15 protein-coding genes are annotated in these 16,678 nt (G+C 38.6%); 11 read left to right on the top strand and 4 right to left on the bottom strand.

From position 1 onward, the window contains the following. Nucleotides 1–7: 7 nt before the first annotated feature. From MUB18_RS20640 to MUB18_RS20630, 3 genes are read right to left on the bottom strand one after another with little or no spacing between them, the layout of a single operon-like run. Nucleotides 8–598, bottom strand: a complete 591-nt coding sequence (locus MUB18_RS20640; RefSeq protein WP_248754481.1) for a hypothetical protein — start codon at nt 596–598, stop codon at nt 8–10. 3 nt (nt 599–601) lie between these two features. Beyond that, on the bottom strand, nt 602–1,198 hold the full coding sequence (locus tag MUB18_RS20635; protein WP_248754480.1) for a hypothetical protein: 597 nt from the start codon (nt 1,196–1,198) through the stop codon (nt 602–604). Continuing rightward, the gene (locus MUB18_RS20630; protein WP_248754479.1) at nt 1,188–1,700 is read right to left on the bottom strand and encodes an RNA polymerase sigma factor; all 513 of its coding nucleotides are present in this window, start codon (nt 1,698–1,700) and stop codon (nt 1,188–1,190) included. Before MUB18_RS20630 ends, MUB18_RS20635 begins: the two co-directional genes overlap by 11 nt. A 338-nt stretch (nt 1,701–2,038) precedes the next feature. On the opposite strand from MUB18_RS20630, the gene MUB18_RS20625 reads away from it, so the two are divergent. Continuing rightward, nucleotides 2,039–3,253 carry a hypothetical protein gene (locus MUB18_RS20625; RefSeq protein WP_248754478.1) on the top strand — a complete coding sequence of 405 codons (1,215 nt, stop codon included), beginning with the start codon at nt 2,039–2,041 and terminating at the stop codon, nt 3,251–3,253. An 8-nt stretch (nt 3,254–3,261) separates the two neighbouring features. On the opposite strand, the gene MUB18_RS20620 is transcribed toward MUB18_RS20625, so the two are convergent. Then, a complete protein-coding gene (locus MUB18_RS20620; protein WP_248754477.1) occupies nt 3,262–4,071 on the bottom strand; it encodes a hypothetical protein in 810 nt (269 codons plus the stop codon). Nucleotides 4,072–4,330: 259 nt separating this feature from the next. On the opposite strand from MUB18_RS20620, the gene MUB18_RS20615 reads away from it, so the two are divergent. The 10 genes from MUB18_RS20615 (at nt 4,331) to MUB18_RS20570 (ending at nt 16,678) form a co-directional block, all read left to right on the top strand. Then, nucleotides 4,331–4,801 carry a hypothetical protein gene (locus MUB18_RS20615; RefSeq protein WP_248754476.1) on the top strand — a complete coding sequence of 157 codons (471 nt, stop codon included), beginning with the start codon at nt 4,331–4,333 and terminating at the stop codon, nt 4,799–4,801. Between the two features lie 138 nt (nt 4,802–4,939). After that, complete coding sequence (locus MUB18_RS20610; RefSeq protein WP_248754475.1) at nt 4,940–5,266, top strand: DUF4134 domain-containing protein; 327 nt, start codon at nt 4,940–4,942, stop codon at nt 5,264–5,266. 10 nt (nt 5,267–5,276) lie between these two features. Beyond that, a complete protein-coding gene (locus tag MUB18_RS20605; RefSeq protein WP_248754474.1) occupies nt 5,277–5,705 on the top strand; it encodes a DUF1896 family protein in 429 nt (142 codons plus the stop codon). A gap of 40 nt (nt 5,706–5,745) precedes the next feature. After that, a complete protein-coding gene (locus MUB18_RS20600; protein WP_248754473.1) occupies nt 5,746–8,388 on the top strand; it encodes an N-6 DNA methylase in 2,643 nt (880 codons plus the stop codon). Nucleotides 8,389–8,417: 29 nt separating this feature from the next. After that, nucleotides 8,418–11,249, top strand: a complete 2,832-nt coding sequence (locus MUB18_RS20595; protein ID WP_248754472.1) for a helicase-related protein — start codon at nt 8,418–8,420, stop codon at nt 11,247–11,249. Between the two features lie 9 nt (nt 11,250–11,258). Continuing rightward, complete coding sequence (locus MUB18_RS20590; protein WP_248754471.1) at nt 11,259–11,591, top strand: DUF4133 domain-containing protein; 333 nt, start codon at nt 11,259–11,261, stop codon at nt 11,589–11,591. A gap of 34 nt (nt 11,592–11,625) precedes the next feature. Further along, on the top strand, nt 11,626–12,777 hold the full coding sequence (locus MUB18_RS20585) for a hypothetical protein (protein ID WP_248754470.1): 1,152 nt from the start codon (nt 11,626–11,628) through the stop codon (nt 12,775–12,777). A 78-nt stretch (nt 12,778–12,855) separates the two neighbouring features. Beyond that, nucleotides 12,856–13,464 (top strand): hypothetical protein, encoded by a 609-nt coding sequence (locus MUB18_RS20580; protein ID WP_248754469.1) that lies wholly within the window; start codon nt 12,856–12,858, stop codon nt 13,462–13,464. A 34-nt stretch (nt 13,465–13,498) separates the two neighbouring features. Further along, entirely contained in the window at nt 13,499–14,158 is a 660-nt protein-coding gene (locus MUB18_RS20575; protein ID WP_248754468.1) for a hypothetical protein, read from the top strand. 36 nt (nt 14,159–14,194) lie between these two features. After that, nucleotides 14,195–16,678 carry a TraG family conjugative transposon ATPase gene (locus MUB18_RS20570; protein ID WP_248754467.1) on the top strand — a complete coding sequence of 828 codons (2,484 nt, stop codon included), beginning with the start codon at nt 14,195–14,197 and terminating at the stop codon, nt 16,676–16,678.

Here is a 16,678-nt window from a genome sequence, read left to right as displayed (position 1 = left end):
TGTGTCGTTAATGCTTACCTATAATCGGTTTTAGTTCTTTAGCCATGATAACTTCAAATGCAGTTAAATAAGGTTTGAATTTTTTTTCAAATCTAAATATGTGAACTCTTATTTTAATTGCCGGTAAAATATCTTTCATCCAATATGCTAATTGTAGACCGTGATTGCCCGGCTGGACGTAATATCCTAAATGTGTAACTAGCCTGTTTCCAACTGCTGTTTCCACTTTTCCCAAGTATAAATATTTTGAATCTTTTGGTGGTTGTGATTTTAGCGCTGGAATAGTACGCTGGATCAATACTTTGTCAACCTGTGTAAAAGCCTGTAGTACTCTATCACCATCCAATATGTCAATCAATTCAAAGGCATAAATACATGGAAAATCATTTATGTTTCCGTCGACTTGATCAAATTGGTGCAAATGAGAAAAGAACTCGTGTTTTAGATTTTCGGGAAGATTTTTACCGTTTGTCCCAATTTCGGGCAGTCTGGAGCAATCGTATTCGGGAATTATAATATGTTTGAAGTTTTTAGCTACTTCTAGTATTTGAATAGCATTATTTAGTTCGCTGAATAGCGTGTTTGATATTTCTTCCATGAATCAATTGTTGTCAAATTCGTCAATTAGCTTTTTCAATTCTTTAACATATCTTCCATACACAATGCGACAATAGATATTTATCAATAATAAAAATAAAATCGTTGTGAATGTTAAGATGACAATTATTGTGATCAACTTATTCTGAGAAACAATAAACTGGTGAAGTTCCTGATCATAATAGTTGTCCAAAAATGAAATTAGAAGCGCTAATAGGGCGTAAGGAACTATAAATAAACTGAATGATTTATATCTTTCAATAAATATTTGCAAGCGCACATAAACTTCATAGAGTCCTTGATAGGAAGAATAGTGTAGTACATTAAGGCTCTGGTAAAACTTTCTGAAAGAAAGAATATAATAACAGGCAGAGACAAAAATCATGGCGTAAACTATAAAGTATACTTTTGTCAGTATTTCCGAAAAGGAAAATAGAAAAGGAAAAAATGCTAAAAAAATAACACCTACGATTTGTGCAATTATTTCACGGTACAAAGTCTTTTGTAACCTTCTCAACGGGTGATTTGATGATTTGGAGAATTGTATTTCTATTTCATCCTGTTCCGACTTCCAGTTATTTTTAAAATCGTCAAAATTCATAACCTTGCTTTTTAATGATTTCCTTAATTTTTTCTTTAATCCTGTTTAGTTTTACTCTAGCGTTCACTTCACTTATACCCAGCTGTTCTCCTATCTCTTTATGAGGAAGTCCTTCTAAATGATAAAAGATTAACGCTTTTTCGACTGGTGTAAGTTTGTAAATCGCCTCATAGAATATTTTAGTCTGTAATTCTTTAATATCCGTATCGTTTTCTTCACCAATTTCGGGTAATTTTTCGTAAGAGTGAATGATTGATGCCTTTTTTTTCTGCTGAAGATATGTCAGTGCTGTATTTACAGCTACTCTATACATCCAAGTAGAAAAGGAACTTTCCTCACGAAAAGATGGAAAAGACTTCCATAGCTGATAAATGATCTCTTGTTTTAAATCTTTTCGGTCTTCTTCAAAATCAAAATAAATACGACTCACGCGGATGATAATTCCGGAATGTCGTTTTAAACGTTGTAGAAAAGCATCTTCGTCTGATTTCCTTAAAAACACGGTAGTTTTCTAATTGGATTTTGAACTAAAAACTATAAGTCAATAACGCAAATAAAAACTGAAATTCAATGATAATTCTATAAAATATTTTTTAGAGTCTCAAAATATCCTATCCTTAAAATATGTTGCAGGTCAAAAAAATAAACGTGGTGGAACTTTGAAAAATGTTTGTTCTGCTTTCTAAGTATTATTCATCTGGGATATACCTTACAGGCGATTTTACTATTCTGAAAGAATTTTTTTATTTTTTTTGTAACGAAACTCAATAAATCCGTACCTACTGTAAAATGTAAATGAAAGATTGTTAGCTTTTTGTCTAATTAATTTATCTATGAATTATGCAGAATAGTTATCCTTTGGAGTCGATTGATGTACTGGCTACTATATCGCTTAATCCTAATGTCGTAGATCTTAATGATTTGAGTGGTGAACAATGTCGTAATCTTGATAACTTTTTACGGGAAGAATGCATCCGTATTCAGTCTTTAATAAAAAGCCATGTGTTCGGCGCAACAAAGAGAAAAGAGATAGAAATCATCATACGTAAGTATTATATTTCTACTATTAATATCATTGATATCGTGTTTGCTAACCGATCAAAGCTTCCAGACGATCATTCGGATTTGGTAAAGGTATATGAAAGTTTGTTCAACGTTTTAAGCGATATTTTACAATTTATTGAGAATCGCTATCCAGAGTTTTTAAGTCAGGATGAGCGGGTTGCCAGTACTTATCTTTTAATGTCAAGGCAACGATTACGGCAAAAATTGGAAGAATTTAAAGCGCGATTAAAGCTTGATCAAGTAATTCATCAATATCCTTACAAATTACTCATAAGCCGGCTCGAGCGTTTTATAAAAAAAAGTGATTCTGATTTTGAGATTACTTTTCGGACGCTCTTCTATAAGCGAGAACTTGTGAAAGGTTTGCACGAGATTAATTTACAGAAAGAAGGAACGACTTTAGATTCCACTTTTAGGGAGATCGATAAATTACTTATCTACCTGAATTATAACAGTAAATCCTATATCGATGATTTAACTCTTCGATTATATCATCAGATTAGCACGTTCGAAAATCCCCAAAAAAAGATAGAACGTCTGTATTATTTTCGAAAAATTTTTAGGCAATTGCATCGCAAACCAGGATTTATTCTCAATCCTAATTATCATAATTTGGATGTGGTTATGGAAAATTGGTTTGAGGAAGAAATCAGCTACTGGGAAAAACAAATCACTTTTGCAGCTAATGGAGATATCATCGATTCAATTGAAACCAAGAAAGACTCGTCGGATACGGTTCAAAAGATTTTATGCAGTCTATCCGCAGATCAGATTGCTTTAATTCTTCGGGGTGCTGATGAAGCGCGAATATTTGTTGCAAATTCCATAACGGAAGTTTTTCGAACGGTAGTACCTTACCTTTCGACACCACATAGAAAGGATCTATCCTATGAATCCATGCGAACGAAATCCTATGTTGCGGAAGACCGCGATAAGCAGTTAGCCATTGAAGCACTACAAAAAATTGCTAAACGAATAGAAAGCTATTAATGGTAGAACTAGGTTTTGCTACCTAGTTCTATTAATTCAACAGATTGATCATAGAACTTTTTATACAGTTCTTGTGAGTTTGTTTTCAGATTTGTGGTTACATCTTTGTGGGTATCTATACAAAGTTTGTATTCCTCGACACCAAATCGATCTAGTATTTTTTGAAGTGGTTGAATACCCCATATATCTTCATATTCACCATTAGGATGCTTAGCTAGACTATGTACGTATCCAAGATTATTCCTTTCAAATTCACTGCCAAATTTAAACTTTTCTGCTACAATGGCTATTGCTGTGACATCGACATTATCTTCCAAAGCTTGCGCATATACAGCACATTTGCCCCAAGTGAAATCAGCAGCTATTTCGGCAGGAACATGTAAATTTTGTCTTTTCGGAATACGTTGTAAAAAGCTAGTATTATTGAACAAAGCTTCTTTTGCTTTTGCAATATCCTTGTCATTAGGTTTTATTCTTAGCGGTAAGTTTCTAATTTTTTTTTCGTCATAATACCGTGTTAAAACATTTCCATATCCGTGAACTCTCCGTCTTGCTATATCCTGTATTATCTTTCCATTGAATTCATTTATTGAATAAATTCCTGTAAAGTCATAGATTCTATCATCATTGCTACCGACGTAAACACGTAAAGGAATCATGTGTTCTTCTGGTCCATCGACGTTTGTACTAAACCAATCTACATGTATTATCCATTTTGTAATTTGAGCTAGTGCGATTGCAAAATTTACGCCATCTGATTTTTCCCAATCCTGAATTAAGTGTTTTGGAAAAGGTTTGATTTTATTTTGAATAGTCATTAGGTAAGCTATTTATTGATTAACATTTTATTGGACTCTAATATAGAGAAATAATCTATGCCTTAATTTATTCAAATACAAATCTACGTTTTTTCTATGCCAAGCATTGATTTTACATAGGGTAGCAAAGGTAGCAGTATAGGTAGCAGCTAAATTCGTACTTGTTGTGCCTTGATCATCTTTGCAACTTTGCTTCAGCTTAAAAGGAAAACCCGGTAGGAGATCTGGGTTAAATGTTGAACAAAAAAACAATGATGTTATGCTTAATCAATTTACTTGGATCGACTATTTTATCGGAATCTGTGTTGCCATGGTAATTTACTACCTCTGGCTGGCGATAAAATATTTTAGAAACGACATTACCCATGCCATTCTATCAAAATCAGATGAACGTTTTGGTTCTGATCTATTTGAAGATGAGTACCAGGATGTGACAGAGGTAAGGCCAGCTTCGGTTATGCAGGATGGAACTGCTATTCTCAATACACTGGACAGTGATTTTGAGGAGATCGAATTTCTCATCCAGAAACTTAAAAAGGTTATTGCTGATACGTCAAAATCTAAGCCGGTAAAGGCTGAATTCAAAGAATATCTACGATTAGTCTTAAAAGAGTACCCCTCAGTCAAAGATTCCGCTTTACGCGAGTCTGTGAATGAATTGATTGTCGCGGAGACTGAAAAATATGGAATCGTTATACTGAGCAGGGAAGAGGTTGATGTGTTGTGGTAGAACGTGAGGTTGACGGTTCCTAACGAAGTTGGCTGTCCTATTCGTCCCGGTGCGGTATGGTAAGTGTGATGGATTTGCGGGTAGTGTAATAGCGCAGCCACTTCGTTTTTCTTATGTAAAAATTAAACTTCGAGTGAAATGGAAAAGTGTGAATGGATAACGAAGAATAAAATTCGTTCAGGGCTGCTCTTAGTCCTACTTATTGTTAGCGTATCGTCAGTGTATGCTCAAGACGGAATTGCCGGAATAAATGCTGCCAATCAGCAGGTGCGGAGCTACTTTGCCGCCGGCACGAACTTAATGTACGCAGTTGGTGCCCTATTAGGACTTATCGGTGCTGTCAAAGTGTACCAGAAATGGAATTCAGGCGATCAGGATACGGGCAAAGTTGCTGCTGCATGGTTTGGAAGTTGTGTTTTTTTAGTCGTGGTAGCGACTGTCATCCAAAGTTTTTTTGGGGTTTAATCAAGATCATATGTTTACCATTCTTAAAGAAAAATTGTGGGCATATATCATTGAACACAATCCGGAACTTATGTTCGACTTGCAAGAGAACTATTCTGTTGGTTCTTATCTGGATGAACAGATCAAATCGGTTATGCCGCTGGCTGATGAACTTTTAGAAGCCGGGCAACCGGATTACATCGTCCAGGAACAATGTATGGCAGAGCTTACTGCTGCGTTGAAGCCATCGAAGTTTTTGTATATCAAAAGCGTCATCGAGGAGGAATTTCCAGATGATTTTGATCGTCTGAAGGAAGAAGGAACATTGACCTATGAGGTTATCAATCTTCTGCAAATCTGTACGGAAACATTCAATCAATTTGATTTTTCGGTAGAAACAGAAGACAACAGGCATCTACGGTATGCCATTATAGCGGAAGTTCATAATTACCTTTTGTAGAGGTTGTTTGGTTAAGTGAGAGAGGTAAAGTGCGGGGGAAATGGCTTACAATGTTGGACAAAAATTAGCAAATAATATCAATGCTATACGGATAGCTTTATCTTGGGATGGCGCTACGTCTTTGTCCGATGGTGAGCTGCAATTACTTCGGAAGTATGCTGGATTCGGTGGGATTAAGGTCATACTGTATCCGCCAACAAATGTTGAAGAATGGCGGAGTCTCGGTGCAACGGATAGTGATCTTAAACACTTTGACAGTATTTGCGACTTACATCAGTTGTTATTAAATAGTTTGGATAGTCTAGTTTATAAACAGACTGTAAGTTCGCTAAAGGAAAGCACATTGACAGCTTTCTATACACCCGAAGTCGTACCCCGTACTTTATTTGAAATTCTAAAGAATTATGATGTCCCTATCCAGCGGTTATATGAACCGTCTGCAGGAAGTGGTGTATTTATCGAAGAAGCTATCCGAGCATATCCGGATTTGCAGCATATCACCGCCGTGGAGAAGGACCTGCTCACGGGGCGTATTCTATCAGCAATTAACCATCATAATTTAATAAAAACCGATACCCATATCATCGGATTGGAAGAAACTTCGAACGATGAAAACGGAAGTTATGATCTGGTTGTAAGTAATATTCCATTCGGTAATTTTCTTGTTTACGATCCCGAATTTAAGGACAAAGAATTAACTGGTCGTATTCATAATTATTTTTTTGCAAAGGGTCTTAATAAACTAAAAGAAGGCGGAGTAATGGCTTACATTACGACCGATGCTTTTTTTAATAGCCCATCCAATGCTCAGATACGAAGATACCTGTTTGATAGGGCGGATTTTGTTTCGCTTGCAGTGATGCCAGATAATCTAATGAAAGATTCCGGAAATACGCAAGCTCCCAGTCATCTACTCATTGTACAGAAGAACAGTCAAAAGGAAGCCCTTGCCATGCATGAGCAGGAATTGATTGCGAGTGAAAAGGTAAAAGGTCTCTTGGGAGACTATTACCAGAATACGTACATCAGTGAACATATTGATAGAATTGTTATCGGAGATAAGATAGAAGATGGTTTAAACCAGTACGGGAAGCCCTGTAAAAGTGTATGGCATGAAGGCGATATTAGCCAGATAGCTATACCGCTGAAAAGAATTCTTACAAGTGGTTTTGAGCATAATTATACCAAGAAAGCAGTCGAAGCTCCTTCTGTTCAGGTAGATATTTCTGATGTCGGCAAACTGAAACTTACCTATCTGGCAATGCCGGAAAATGCGCAAAGTAATTTCTCAGGACAAATAGGACTATTTGATTCGGTGGAATACCTGGATCGGGCGGCAGCCTATCTGTCGGAAAAAGATCTGAAAATTGTAGATAAGCAATCCGCAAGAATCATAACTACAATACGGACAACGGATAAGCCTTCGCACGAATGTATTGTGGCAATTGCTGCAAAGGGAATAAAAAACAATCAATACCGATATAAATTGTATTCCAATTTAAAAGAAGTTGATTACCTGTCGTCGGACTGGCTTAAAGCTAAAGACTTCGGTTCGGAAATCGTGCGTACGTCCATTTTTTTATCGGGCTATGCGCACACTTTTACATACGAAGGCGACCCGTCATTAGAAAACCGTTTCAGTTTACTCCTGCAAAAAGCTACTCACTATTATCGTTTACAACCTTTCTATAAAGATGGTACACTCGTTTTGAATAATGGAGAAGTGGGGTTACTGGAGCAGGTAGATATTGATCATGACCGTGCGCTTTTCAAGAATCTGGATCTCACAAGGAACCTTTCGCTATATAAGCATTACATAACATTAAGGGATTCTTACATTACGCTTTCTGAACAGGAGAAATATAATCCTGAAGAGGCAAGCGATCTGCGGGATAAGCTCAATAATTCCTATGAGTCGTTTGTCGAGAAATATGGTCAATTGAATAGACTGGCGAATAAAAAACTAATCTTGGAAGATCGGGCATTTGGTCTGACCGTTTTGTCATCGTTGGAACGACGGGAAGCTGAGCAATTTGTCAAAGCGGATGTTTTAACAAAATCGGCTAAAAAAATAAAGGAAGCGCTCCGCACAGATGATCCTATCGTTGCTTTATCGCATAGCCTTAATGATCTGGGGCGGGTAGATATAGCTTTTATTAGTTCGGCAATGGGCGTAAGCCCTAATGAAGCTGTGGAATTGCTAGGAGATAGAATTCTGCTTAATCCGGACGGTGATACCTGGGAAACGGCTGATCATTATCTCAGTGGTAACGTGGTAGAAAAAATGACGAAGGCTGAATCAGCCCTTTCCCGAAGTAAGGATAATATTCAATATAAGCGTAGTTACGATGCAATAGTTGCTATTCAGCCTCAACGTATTCCATTTGAATTATTGGATTTTAACCTTGGTGAGCGTTGGATACCACAGAAATATTATAGCCGATTTGGAACCGAATTATTTGAAGGCGATACCAAAGTTCGATATTTTCCCTCGATGGACAGCTTTAAAGTTGTTGTTGATCATAACATTAAGGTAGACCGTGAATATGCGATAGTAAATGCTAGAGGAAGTAAAGTATATGGATATACACTATTTGAGCATGCGCTGGAAAATACAGCACCTTTCTTTACCTATGAAATTGAAAAGGACGGTAAAAAAAACGGGTTCCCGATAATGAACTGATTCAGTTGGCGCATCAGAAGATTGAGTTGATGCGGAACGGATTTGTCAGCTGGATGATGGCGTTACCGGAAAAAGATAAAAGAGAAATTGAAAAGCTGTACAACGATACCTATAATTGTTATGTACTCCGCGAGTACGACGGTAGCCACCTTACATTTCCGGGGTTAGATAAAAAGGCACTCGGTATCGAGGATCTTTACGTATCTCAAAAAAATGCAGTCTGGCGTATTATCCAAAATCGGGGAGCATTGATCGATCACGAAGTGGGACTAGGAAAAACATTGACGATGATTGTTGCCGGTATGGAAATGAAAAGGCTGGGAATTATTCAAAAGCCCATCATACTTGCACTAAAAGCAAATGTGGGAGAAATAGCCGAGACCTACAAGAAAGCTTATCCATCCGGCAAATTGTTGTTTCCAAGTGAGAAAGACTTTGAACCGCGGAACCGGATTAGGCTGTTACATGAAATAAAAAGTAACGATTGGGACTGTGTGATATTGACGCACGATCAATTCGGGAAGATACCACAGTCTCCCGAAATTCAGCAACAGATCTTTAATGTTGAACTCGAAAATGTCGAGCGGGATCTGGATACAGCCCAGAAGGAAGGAGGGGATATTTCAAAGAAAGTGCTTAAAGGTCTTGAGATCAGAAAAAAGAACCTTATTGGTAAATTAAAAGCTGTACGATATAATATTGAGAAAAAGAAAGATAGGGGTATCACATTCAATGATATGGGGCTCGATCATATGTTTGTGGATGAAAGCCATAAGTATAAGAATCTAACTTTTACTACAAGACATGCACGGGTGGCAGGACTGGGTAATGTAGAGGGGAGTCAAAAAGCGCTTAATATGTTGTTTGCCGTAAGAACTTTACAATTACGGTACAATGCAGATATCTGTGTGACTTTCTTGACGGGTACACCAATTTCAAATAGCCTAACGGAGGAGTACCTGATCTTTAAATATTTTATACCGCGTGAAATGGAGCGCCTCGGGATTGAAAACTTTGATGGATGGGCTGCTGTGTATGCAAAAAAATCTACAGATTTTGAGTTCTCGGTTACGAATGAAATTATAGCAAAGGAGCGGTTCCGGCATTTTATTAAAGTTCCTGAACTGGCTTTGTTGTACAATCTGATTACGGACTATAAGACAGCAAAACACATTAGCCTTGATAAGCCGGAACTAGATGAAAAACTGATCAATCTTAAACCGACACCCGAACAGCAGGTGTTTATTGAAAATTTAATAGAGTTTGCTAAAACAGGGGATGGCGTATTGATCGGAAGAGGGCAGTTAAGTCAGGCCGAAGATAAAGCGCGTATGTTGATTGCAACCAACTACGCTAAGAAAATGTCGGCCGATATGCGGTTAATTAATGAGATAGTTTATTGCGACCATCCCGAAAATAAGATCAATACCATAGCCCGCCAGGTTGTTGCCGAGTATCACGACAGTACACCATTTAAAGGCACACAGATTGTATTCTCCGATATTGGTACACCGAAACCAGATCAATTCAATCTTTATGATGAGTTGAAAACCAAGCTTGTCAGGGACTTTGACATACCTGAGCATGAAGTGACGTTCATTCACGATAATAACTGGGCGGGTTGGAAGCGTTCGAATCTGTTCAAAAAAATGAACGATGGGGAGATTCGTATTCTCATTGGTAGCACGGAAAAAGCCGGTACAGGGCTTAATGTGCAACAGCGGGTCATTGCCATGCACCATGTTGATATACCGTGGACTCCCAAAGACTTAGAGCAACGAAACGGCCGAGGAAGCAGGCAAGGAAACTGGGCGGCGAAGCAGTATCGTGATAACAAAGTGAGGACCTATTACTATGCCGTAGAACAGAGTTTGGACAACTATAAGTTTAACTTATTAAAGAATAAGCAGACCTTCATTTCTCAGATGAAGAACTGCGAGCTAAATGTAAGAACGATCGACGAAGGCGCTTTGGATGAACAGTCCGGGATGAATTTTGCGGAGTATATCGCTATCCTGTCCGGAGATACCTCATTACTTGAAAAGACGAAGTTGCATAAGAAAATAGCTGTTTTGGAAAGCTTGAAAGCGAGTCATTTTCGTGAAGCTTTTGTGAATAAGAATCTTTTGCAATCGACTATCCATGAATTGGAAAAAGATACTGCCACTTATAGCCGGTTAAAAGAAGACTATTTGGTTTATGAAAAAAACTTGTATTACGAAAATGACGGTACAAAAGCTAATCCTGTAAAACTGATCGGTTGCCCATCTACGGAACCGGATCTAATAGGTAGGCATCTTCTTGATCTATTCAAAAATTGGAAACCCAAAGAGGGAGAAACAGAGCAGAAAATTGGAGCGCTTTATGGATTTGATCTTTACATCCGTAGGATTAACGAGACACATGAGTATAACGGAAAAATTGCCTACGGTTACAGTCATAATCTTTATGTTCAAAGGAATGACGGCATAAAATATACCTCGAATCAAGGTTTTCCTAATGCAAACAATGAAAAGCTTGCGGCGCGCTATTTCCTAAATGCGCTGGAACGAATTGACGGATTACTGTACACATATGATCGACAAATAAGGAAGCATTTCTCTAATATTCCAAGATTAGAGGAATTGTGTTCCCTGGGTTTTTCACAGGAAGAGGAATTACAGGCGCTTAGAATCGAATTGAGTAGTCTTGAGCGGGAAATATCGCTCAAAATCAAAGAAAATAGATTAAATGAAGGTGAGGTAGTCGAAGAGACAGCTGTCATTGGACCAAACGAACAGCATCAGGCTGAAAATGCGGAGACACTCGAACCGGTGGTAATACAGGCTTCGCGTCAGAGAAATAGCGGATTAAGAATGTAAAATTACAATATGTCAAATAGTGTTTACAAAATAAATAAAGGGATTAACCAGAGCATCGAATTTAAAGGTCTGAAAGCTCAGTACATCTGGTATTTGGGCGGTGGAGTTGTGGGATTATTGATTCTGTATTCGATTATGTATATCGTGGGTTTGCCGACAGTGGTTTGTCTGACCCTAATCGGAGGATGCGGCACATTGCTGGTTATAAAAATATACAAAATGAGCCATACATACGGAGAACATGGTTTGATGAAAGCGCTTGCGCGAAAGCAGGTGCCGAAAGTTGTGAAATGTAATAGCAGAAATGTTTTTCAGGCATTTGGTAAGGAAAGGAAAAAGTGAAGTTTTAATAAAATAAAAAGATAGGAGGTAGAGTATGAGAGAGGATGAACGTTGTTTTATTGGAGAACATATGTATCGTATTGATACAACATTTGAGGAACTGATCCAGATTGGTAATCCGGATAATATCATATCAATCGATGACATGGTAGAATATGACAATTACTATGCGGTAAAGATTGATCCTAAAACGGGGCAGCTTGTTGAAAATGAAAATACAAAAATGCCATCTGTTAAGATTCCTAAGATATGTTTTGAAGAGGGCTATGGCGAAGGATCTGCTTATGCTGAAAATTTTAATAAAACGCTGAGCAAAAGCTATGGTGTGAAATTGATTGATAATCATGCGTTGGCGGAACTTGAAAATATGCCTATGCCCTGCACAATCCGGGAACTCCCAACTATTGAGAAAAATGGCTTTCAGTACGAGATTGATGTTTCGTTACGTGAGATACGAAAAAAAGATGAACCGCTTGTATTTATTGATCTTAATGGACTCGAACCCTACAAAGGAAAATACGGATTTTTTATCGACGAAAACGGAAAAATAATTGATACAGACGATGAGAAAGCGACGTTGGTAGAAATAAAACACCTGGTTAAAGAGGTTCCTGAAGAAGTTTCCAGAGTGTATGGTATTCCTGTAGAAAACCTACCTAAAAAGGATTGGAAAATCCGTTCTAATCCAGACTATGTGGATGAAAGAATTAAGGAAGGAACGCTACCTGTTATCCGGATTGTTGATGAAGATTACTTTGTAGATACCCGATTAAGAGAATTGAGGTCGTCCAACAAGTTCTGGAAAACAATTGAATTGAATGAAACGGGCGGTCGCGGTAATGATGAATACGATGACAAGTTTGTTTATATCTATGATTATCTGAATAGAAAGATAATTCCGGACAATGGGGATTTAAAGGAACTTCCACCACATACAGTAATGATCGTTGTACCTGATATTGAAACGTTAGATCCCATAAGTCGAGGACGTGAAATCTACGGAGATCCTTATCATCTTCTCGATAGATATCCGTATCAAGCGAAGATGGAGGCGCGGGTTATACCCATCGAAAAGACACAGTATGCTTCTCTTATAAAGGCTAGTAATCCGGTGTTGGAGCAGAAAGATCAGCTTGATAAAAATACAGCTTTGAAAACCACGCGAAATAAGGGACAGAGCTACTAAGGTTGATCAATACAGGTATTTAAGGAATGATAGCAAGTGCTTCGTTCTATTAGCGGGAAGTTTGGTGCGGGAGGAAAAATGAAATTAAGTGATGAGCAAGAGAAACTTTATCAATTAAGAAGAAAGGGCGTTCTGCCCGAAATTGAATTACCAGGTCAGGTGTATGTAGTGGATTGGCCGGAGCGAGTACTACGAGCCAAAGATCGGATCGATGTAGCGCCACTTGTCTTATCGGAGCGAAAGCGAAACTTTTATGCAGACATCTATTTTTTTTACTATAACACAGTCGAAAAGAAGTTTGTTGATCTGGATATGAAGCTGACGATGCTTCCCAAAGACGTTATGATCATAAAAATACCCGGTGGATTGCAGCTTGACCCTGTGGGGGTAGCAAGAGAATATGGGATCGATGAAAAGAAATTTGTAAAGGATAATCCGTTGTCAGAACGAATCGTAGCAGATGCGATTCCGTTAACGATGACCAACCTAATTACGATTGCTGAACGAAACCGCGTAAAGGAACTACTTGCTAAAATTGAATCCGAGGTAGAGGCACAGATTGACGCCGAAGCGAAGTCGACGCGTGAAGCTACAGCTAAAGCCGAAAATAAACCTTCACAAAAGGATGAAAGCCAAAAAAAAATTAAGAAAGAATCGAGAAGGGGACGACAGGGGCGTAGAAAGTAAGCGGTTGTTTGGATATGGATAGGAGGTTTTAGCGATGGGAGAATACGTAAAGTATCGAGGACAGGATGTAAAGATCGGGACCTGCGAGAGTTTATACTATGTTAGTTACGATAAATATGTGGATTACGAGCGGGAAAAAAATAGTATTCGTGAGCGAACATTTACACCTATCTACCTTCAGGTAGAACAAGGTTTTTTGTTCCGATTCCCTTTTCCGGATGAAGACCGATTGCGGTTTGGCCGTATTATCGACCCGCATGACAGAACAGTTGATATTGTTATTAATAAATCGGTCAGGGACAAGATCTTTGGAGCGTGTGATAGACAGGGTGAATCTAAAATAGGAATTGCTATGCAAAAGCCGGTACATAGACGGTCGGACGGGCAATTCTGTTTGGCACTGGTTTTTAAGGACCAATTAACGGGAGGACTGTACCGGATTGAAGAACAATTTGAGGCAAAGCTTATTGCCAGTCAGATTGTTCGACATCATATTCTGAACGAGACGGATCAAGATAAAAAGAAATTTTACAGGGAGATTGCTTGCCGGATGCTTAAAGGTTATCGTGCGGGATTGCAGATCGGACAATATAGAGATTTACACTCCGCAAAAGAAAATCAAAAATTCAATCAGGAAGTTAGAGACGAAAGTGAGATAGAGTTGCAACAACGAAAAAAGGGAAAAAGCATTTGAGGTAGATTAAGGTGTGGAACGGGGAGAAATCCCCAAATGGGAGAAAGTGCGATGGAGAAGTGGATAGATGATATTATGCCGATCATGGGCATTGAGCATGATTGTATATTAAGCAAACAGGGAGATATGACAATTGGGTTTCGGGTTGAGTTGCCAGAAATTTTCACCTTGTCAAATAATGAATATGAAGCGTTTCACCAAATCTGGATAAAGGCAATCAAGGTACTTCCAAAGTTTACTGTATTGTATAAGCAGGACTGGTTTTTAGACACCAAATATAAACCAGACTTTACCGCGGATGATACCAGTTTTTTATCGAGGAGCAGTGATCGTTTCTTTAACGAACGTCCATTTCTGGATCATAGTTGTTACATCTTTCTGACAAAGAAACCAAAGGATAGAAAAGTAGGTAACTCGATGTTTTCGAATCTGATCCGAAAGACGATAGTTCCCGACGAAAACCTGAATGTAAATCATCTACAGGATTTTGTTGATTCCTGCGGTCAGTTCAAACATATTTTGGAAGAAAGTGGCTTTGTCAAATTAATACGACTTGTAGAAGCCGATTTGAGAAGCAGCAAAAGAAATGTCGGTGTAATTGAACGCTACTGCAATCTTACATCGGATCGGGAATCCATCTTTATTAAAGACATTGATTTTAGTGATGGAATCCGTGTCGGAGGACAAACCGCACAGCTCTTTACACTTGCTGATGCCGCCGATCTTCCTGCTTTATGTGGTAGCCGGATAAACTATGATAAATACTCCACCGACCGGACAAAGTTCAGTATCGGATTTGCCAGTACATTGGGACAATTACTTTCATGCAACCATGTATATAGCCAGTACATCTTTATTGAGGAATCGGCAAAAACGTTGCAAAAGCTGGAAAGTAAGCGTTTGCGGTTACAGTCACTGTCGGCTTATAGCCGGGAAAACAGTATTGCCAGGGATGCTACCAATGATTTTTTAAATGAAGCCATCAGTCAGCAACGGCTCCCCGTAAAAGCACACTTTAATGTATTGGTGTGGAGTGATGAGAAGGAAGAATTGAAAGAACTCAAAAATAAAGTTTCTTCGGCTCTTGCGCAGATGGATGCTGTTGTTAAACAGGAGACAGTTGGCGCACCACAGATATATTGGGCGGGAATTCCCGGTAATGCTGCCGACTTCCCCATGAATGATACGTTCGACACTTTCGCGGAACAAGCTACCTGTTTTCTGAACCTTGAAACCGGTTATCGCTCTTCGATCAGCCCGATGGGAATAAGGCTGGGAGATAGGCTGACCGGAAAGCCTGTTCATGTTGACATTTCAGATGAGCCGATGAAGATGGGTATCTGCACCAACCGCAACAAGTTTATTCTCGGTCCTTCCGGTAGCGGCAAGTCTTTCTTTACAAATCATATGGTGCGTAGTTACTATGAACAGGGGACGCATATTGTATTGGTCGATGTTGGGCACTCTTACAAAGGTCTGTGTGATATGGTTAAGGGGTACTACTTCACATACAGTGAAGAAAATCCAATCCGGTTTAATCCGTTCTACATCGGTGAAGGAGATAGCCTGGATACAGAGAAAAAAGAAAGTATCAAGACTTTGTTACTTGCATTATGGAAAAAAGACGACGAAGAATTTAAACGATCGGAATACGTAGCAATGTCTAACGCCATTGGCGGATATTATGCCTATCTGGAAAGTAATATAGAGGTATTTCCCTGTTTTAATACCTTTTATGATTTTTTGCGTGAACATTATGTCGGAGTGTTAACCGATGATAAAGTGAAGGAAAAGGATTTTGATGTTAACAATTTCCTGTATGTGCTTCGGCCATATTACAAAGGCGGCGAATTTGATTATTTATTAAATGCTAGCGAAAATCTGAATCTCCTTCAAGAGCGATTTATCGTTTTTGAGTTGGATAACATTAAAGATCATCCTATTCTTTTTCCGACTGTCACCATTATAATAATGGAGGTATTCATCAACAAAATGCGGAAAATGAAAGGGATTCGCAAAATGATCCTGATTGAGGAGGCTTGGAAAGCCTTAATGAAAGAGGGGTTCGCGGAATATATTAAATACCTGTTTAAAACGGTTCGAAAATTCTTCGGTGAAGCTATCGTCGTGACGCAAGAAGTCGAAGATATCATTTCATCCCCTGTGGTGAAACAGGCAATTATTAATAACTCCGATTGTAAAATCCTACTTGATCAATCTAAATACCAGAACAAGTTTGACCAGATCCAGGAACTGTTAGGCTTGACCGAGAAAGAAAAGGCGCAGGTGCTATCCGTCAATAAGGCGAATGATCCCTTGAAAAAGTATAAAGAGGTTTTTATCTCCCTTGGTGGCGTCCTATCCAAAGTTTATCGTACCGAGGTTAGTCTGGAGGAGTATCTGGTATATACGACCGAACAGACGGAGAAGGTCAAGCTAATGCAGTATGCGGATAAGTTTGGGGGTGATCTGGTCAAAGGTATTAAAGCTATGGCAGATGAGTTAAGGAGTAAAATTTAA

This window comes from Sphingobacterium sp. PCS056 (genome assembly GCF_023273895.1).
Classification (GTDB): domain Bacteria; phylum Bacteroidota; class Bacteroidia; order Sphingobacteriales; family Sphingobacteriaceae; genus Sphingobacterium.
This window is presented reverse-complemented; position numbering and strand designations above follow the sequence as displayed.

What these genes read in the sequence shown, in the direction of transcription:
- MUB18_RS20615 (WP_248754476.1), top strand. Translation starts at nt 4,331, where the DNA reads ATGCTTAATCAATTTACTTGGATCGACTATTTTATCGGAATCTGTGTT.
- MUB18_RS20590 (WP_248754471.1), top strand. Translation starts at nt 11,259, where the DNA reads ATGTCAAATAGTGTTTACAAAATAAATAAAGGGATTAACCAGAGCATC.
- MUB18_RS20635 (WP_248754480.1), bottom strand. Translation starts at nt 1,198, where the DNA reads ATGAATTTTGACGATTTTAAAAATAACTGGAAGTCGGAACAGGATGAA.
- MUB18_RS20605 (WP_248754474.1), top strand. Translation starts at nt 5,277, where the DNA reads ATGTTTACCATTCTTAAAGAAAAATTGTGGGCATATATCATTGAACAC.
- MUB18_RS20610 (WP_248754475.1), top strand. Translation starts at nt 4,940, where the DNA reads ATGGAAAAGTGTGAATGGATAACGAAGAATAAAATTCGTTCAGGGCTG.
- MUB18_RS20580 (WP_248754469.1), top strand. Translation starts at nt 12,856, where the DNA reads ATGAAATTAAGTGATGAGCAAGAGAAACTTTATCAATTAAGAAGAAAG.
- MUB18_RS20600 (WP_248754473.1), top strand. Translation starts at nt 5,746, where the DNA reads ATGGCTTACAATGTTGGACAAAAATTAGCAAATAATATCAATGCTATA.
- MUB18_RS20570 (WP_248754467.1), top strand. Translation starts at nt 14,195, where the DNA reads ATGGGAGAAAGTGCGATGGAGAAGTGGATAGATGATATTATGCCGATC.
- MUB18_RS20620 (WP_248754477.1), bottom strand. Translation starts at nt 4,071, where the DNA reads ATGACTATTCAAAATAAAATCAAACCTTTTCCAAAACACTTAATTCAG.
- MUB18_RS20585 (WP_248754470.1), top strand. Translation starts at nt 11,626, where the DNA reads ATGAGAGAGGATGAACGTTGTTTTATTGGAGAACATATGTATCGTATT.
- MUB18_RS20640 (WP_248754481.1), bottom strand. Translation starts at nt 598, where the DNA reads ATGGAAGAAATATCAAACACGCTATTCAGCGAACTAAATAATGCTATT.
- MUB18_RS20575 (WP_248754468.1), top strand. Translation starts at nt 13,499, where the DNA reads ATGGGAGAATACGTAAAGTATCGAGGACAGGATGTAAAGATCGGGACC.
- MUB18_RS20595 (WP_248754472.1), top strand. Translation starts at nt 8,418, where the DNA reads ATGCGGAACGGATTTGTCAGCTGGATGATGGCGTTACCGGAAAAAGAT.
- MUB18_RS20625 (WP_248754478.1), top strand. Translation starts at nt 2,039, where the DNA reads ATGCAGAATAGTTATCCTTTGGAGTCGATTGATGTACTGGCTACTATA.